The sequence below is a fragment of the Rhodococcus sp. O3 genome (genome assembly GCF_048897285.1).
In the GTDB taxonomy this organism is placed as follows: domain Bacteria; phylum Actinomycetota; class Actinomycetes; order Mycobacteriales; family Mycobacteriaceae; genus Rhodococcus.
The window spans coordinates 1-4,291 of record NZ_JBMBTE010000227.1; the positions used below are offsets into that span (position 1 = coordinate 1).

The window sequence follows — 4,291 nt, forward strand, 5'->3', positions numbered from 1 at the left end:
ACGCCTCGGACGGACGGCGGTGGGTGGGACTGACCGCGGTCGAGGTCGCCCCCGAGCACCGCCGGAACGGCCTGGGCACCCTGCTGTGCGGATCACTGCTGCGCTGGGGCCGCGGACGCGGCGCGACGCACGCCTATGTGCAGTTCGCCGAGGACAACGCCGCGGCGCGGGCGCTGTACCGGGAGCTGGCGTTCGTCGATCACCACCGGTACCGGTACGTGACCGAGCCTGTCGGACCGCTCGCCTAGAGTGGCGGTGTGCGTCTCGCTACCTGGAATGTGAACTCCGTCCGTGCCCGGACCGACCGGATCGTCGACTGGTTGCAGCGAACCGGAACCGACGTGCTGGCCATGCAGGAAACCAAGTGCAAGGACGAGCAGTTCCCGTACGCGCGTTTCGAGGAGCTCGGCTACCAGGTCGCGCACGTCGGGCTGAGTCAGTGGAACGGCGTCGCGATCGTCTCCCGCGTCGGACTCGACGACGTGCAGATCGGCTTCGAGGACCAGCCCGGCTTCACGAAGGACCCCGAGGCCGCGCCCGCGCAGGAGGCACGCGCGATCGGCGCGACCTGCGGCGGTGTGCGGGTGTGGAGCCTGTACGTCCCGAACGGTCGCGAACTGACCGATCCGCACTACACCTACAAGCTGGACTGGCTCGCGAAGCTGCGCGCCGACGCCCAGGGCTGGCTCGCCGCGGACCCGCACACTCCGATCGCGCTCGTCGGCGACTGGAACATCGCGCCGACCGACGAGGACGTGTGGGATCCGGCCTTCTTCGAAGGCAAGACCCACACCTCCCAGCCGGAGCGCGACGCGTTCGCCGCGTTCCTCGAGAGCGGCTTCACCGACGTGGTGCGCCCGCACGCGCCCGGCCCGGGCGTCTACACGTACTGGGACTACACGCAGCTGCGTTTCCCCAAGAAGCAGGGCATGCGGATCGACTTCGTCCTCGGTTCGCCGGCGCTCGCCGCGCGCGTCAGCGGTGCGGAGATCGACCGGAACGAACGCAAGGGCAAGGGCGCCAGCGATCACGCCCCCGTCGTGGTGGATCTGACGGACTGATCTGTTCCCTACCGGGTCACGCAGCCCTACCGGTCACGCACGACGCCGCGCCGGTTCGAGCGGCACGATCACGTCGCGGTATTCGGGGTTGTTTCCGAGGAATCGCTGCACGTACGTGCAGACCGGGCGGACCTTCCAGCCGCGACGGCGGGCGATGTCCAGCGACCGTCCGACGAGGATGCCTGCGAGTCCCTGATGTCCGAAGTCCTCGACGATCACGGTGTGCAGGAAGTCGACGACAGGATGGTTCTGCCCCGGAACACCCGACGGGCGGTCGGCGTCGAAGTAGCCGAGGATGCCCACGAGATCGCCGTTGAGCCGGAGTTCGAAGCGGTTCTGATCCGCATTGTCGGACACCTCGGCATGCGGCAAGTTGGTGACCATGAACCCTCCGTCGTACCTGGAACAAATGTGACGCACGCCACTATAGAGCACGACATGCCGTCTGTAGGTAACCCCTCCCGGTATTTCTCACCCACCTCGATCCGGAAGGTCCGGTTACATGATGCTCCACATCGAGCGGCCGCCGGGATAGGCCGAACGACCCTCGCAACCAGGACATTCGCCGAAATCCGGCCACCCTCGCCGGTCCGCACCGTCGCAGTCCGGTAGCGCTCGAGGGACCCCGGTAGGCTCACGCGCGTGAAACTGCTGCCGTTGGCCCCGCGCGGCCAGACCCCGATCCGGGCCCTCACCATCGCCGGCACCGACTCCGGCGGAGGCGCAGGGATCCAGGCCGACTCCCGGACCATGGCGATGTGCGGCGTCCACGCCTGCGTCGCGGTGGCGGCGGTGACGGTCCAGAACTCGCTGGGCGTCAGCGGCTTCCACGAAATTCCCCCCGAGACCGTCGCCGCGCAGGTGCGCTGCGTCGTCGACGACATCGGTGTGACGGCTGCGAAGACCGGGATGCTGGCGTCGACCTCGATCATCGAGGCGGTCGCGCAGGTGTGCACCGAGGTCGGCATCGGGCACGGACGGCAGATTCCGCTCGTGGTGGATCCGGTGTGCGCGTCGATGCACGGCGACCCGCTGTTGCACGCCGAGGCCCTCGACGCGGTGCGCACCGTGCTCGTCCCCCAGGCCACCGTCGTGACACCGAATCTGGACGAGATCCGGCTCATCACGGGCATCGAGGTCGTCGACGACCCCACCGCCCGACGTGCCGCCGAAGCCCTGCACGCGCTCGGCGCCCAGTGGGCCATCGTGAAGGGCGGGCACCTGCGGACCTCGCCGGACAGCACCGATCTACTGTTCGACGGCGACCGCTTCCTCGAGTTCACCAGCCCGCGCATCGACACGGGCAACGATCACGGCGGCGGCGACACCCTCGCCGCGGCGATCGCGTCGGCACTCGCACACGGCTGGTCGGTGCCGGATGCGGTCGCGTTCGCGAAGGAATGGGTGACCAAGTGCCTCGAGTGGTCGTACGACCTCGGCGGCGGGCACGGACCGGTCAATCCGCTGTGGCGACTGCAGGTCTGATCGGGCGGCCGCAGGCCTGATCGGTCAGTTGCCGGATCGCTCCTGGTCCCGCGCGTCGCCGGTCGGCACGCCGTCGAGCGACTGCGCGTAGACACCGACGCCGTAGCCTACCGACGCCGCCGTGACCGCGTACGCGTCGCGGTCGATGTTGGCGACGGTGTCCTCCGGCGAGTGGTAGTTCGGGTCGAACGGCGTGTCGGCCTCACCGCCCCACTTGCCCGCCTGGTCCGGCGACTTGCGTTCGTCGGCGCCGCTGAACACACCGCCGGCCGGGATCCCGGCTTCGACGAACGGGCCGTAGTCCGACCGCCCGTCGAAGTCGGTGCCGTCGGCGGCGACGCCGCGGGATTCGAAGAACGACCGGAAGGTCTGCTCGATGCCGGCCGAGCCCTCCGGGCCCGGGCCCGCCCCCACGGAATCCGAGTCGTCGCCGTCGTAGACGAGATATCCGGGATTCGGGGAGCCCAGCATGTCGAAGTTGAGATACAGCGCGATCGCGTTGCGCTCGTCGTCGGACAGGGATTCGACGTACCGTGTCGAGCCCACGAGGCCGATTTCCTCGGCGCCCCAGAACGCGAACCGCACCGCGTTGGCGATGTTCGGGTCGGGGCCGAGTTGCAGCGCGGTCTCCAGGACCGCGGCGACACCGCTGCCGTTGTCGTTGATCCCGGGTCCTTCCGGGACGCTGTCGAGGTGCGCTCCGACGACGACCACGTTGTCGGTGTCGCCGGTTGCGGTCTGCGCGATCACGTTCCGCGAGCGGATGTCCTCGACGACGGTGTCGACGATCAGCGTCGCGCTTCCGGCCGCGGTGAGCGCCGCACCGTCCTCGCCGCTGACACCGGCCGCGGGTATGAACTGGTCGCCGTTCTCCCCGAGGGTGCCGCCGGAGAGCGGTCCGGGTTCGTTGTTGACGACGAGGAGCGCCGCGGCGCCGCGCTCGGCGGCGACCTTCTGCTTGTCCGAGAACGGGCACACACCCCGGTCGACGACCGCGATCGCCCCGGCGACGTCGAGGTTGTCGTAGTCGGTGGCCTCACAGCCCGGGGTCTCGTCGGCGGGAACCCGCACGAGGCGGGCGGTGATCCCGTCCGGACCGGTGGACGGCGACATCGCGAGGACCCGCAGTTCGACGGGGGCACCGTCCACGGTCAGCGACGCGTTCTCGACGTCGAACGAGGTGACGTCGAATTCCGGTGTCTGCACGTCGAACCCGGCGTCGCGGAGCTTTCCGGCCACGTAGTCGACGCTGGCGTCGTAGCCGGGGGTTCCCAGGGCCCGGTTGCCGTCGTTCTCGGTGGCGATGCGTTCGAGTTCCTGCAGGTGCCCGAGGACCGCGTCGAGCTGCACCGCTTCGGCGAGTGCCGGTGCGTCCAGCGGCGGCGCGGGCGGCGCGGATGTGCTCGAGCACGCACCGGCCACCAGCGCCGTGGCGACGATCATGATCCCGGTCAGATTCTTCGCGTTCGCCACGGTCCGCCCCATCCGGCGAGGATACCCACACGAACTGTTCCGACCCGGTGGACGACACCGTACCGATAACAGAGCACATGCTCTGTTATGGTGTGCGCATGGCCCGCACCCGCACCTACGACCTCGACGGCCTGCTCGACGCCGCCGAGCGGATCGCGGCCGAATCCGGCGCCGCAGCCGTCACACTCAGGGCCCTGACCGACGCCACCGGTATGTCGAACGGCGCGATCTATCACGCCTTCGGGTCGCGGCTCGGCGTCGTCGGGCAGGCT

At 69.4% G+C, this 4,291-nt stretch carries 6 protein-coding genes; 4 read left to right on the forward strand and 2 right to left on the reverse strand.

Annotated elements, in window-relative coordinates; all coding sequences use genetic code 11:
• Both ACN675_RS27970 and ACN675_RS27975 read left to right on the forward strand, forming a co-directional pair.
• On the forward strand, positions 1-248 hold a 248-nt coding region (locus ACN675_RS27970; RefSeq protein ID WP_420753917.1), incomplete at its 5' end, for a GNAT family N-acetyltransferase.
• Positions 249-257: 9 nt separating this feature from the next.
• Entirely contained in the window at positions 258-1,061 is an 804-nt protein-coding gene (locus tag ACN675_RS27975) for an exodeoxyribonuclease III (protein ID WP_420753918.1), read from the forward strand.
• Between the two features lie 33 nt (positions 1,062-1,094).
• On the opposite strand, the gene ACN675_RS27980 is transcribed toward ACN675_RS27975, so the two are convergent.
• Positions 1,095-1,445: a GNAT family N-acetyltransferase gene (locus ACN675_RS27980; protein ID WP_420753919.1), complete on the reverse strand. Its 351-nt coding sequence runs from the start codon at positions 1,443-1,445 to the stop codon at positions 1,095-1,097.
• Between the two features lie 258 nt (positions 1,446-1,703).
• Between ACN675_RS27980 and thiD the strand changes: the two genes are divergently transcribed.
• Positions 1,704-2,546: a bifunctional hydroxymethylpyrimidine kinase/phosphomethylpyrimidine kinase gene (thiD, locus tag ACN675_RS27985; protein WP_420753920.1), complete on the forward strand. Its 843-nt coding sequence runs from the start codon at positions 1,704-1,706 to the stop codon at positions 2,544-2,546.
• Between the two features lie 24 nt (positions 2,547-2,570).
• Here thiD and ACN675_RS27990 read toward each other — a convergent pair whose 3' ends face one another.
• Positions 2,571-4,031 (reverse strand): M28 family metallopeptidase, encoded by a 1,461-nt coding sequence (locus ACN675_RS27990; protein ID WP_420753921.1) that lies wholly within the window; start codon positions 4,029-4,031, stop codon positions 2,571-2,573.
• 86 nt (positions 4,032-4,117) lie between these two features.
• On the opposite strand from ACN675_RS27990, the gene ACN675_RS27995 reads away from it, so the two are divergent.
• The coding region (locus ACN675_RS27995) for a helix-turn-helix domain-containing protein (RefSeq protein WP_420753922.1) at positions 4,118-4,291 on the forward strand (174 nt) is incomplete at its 3' end.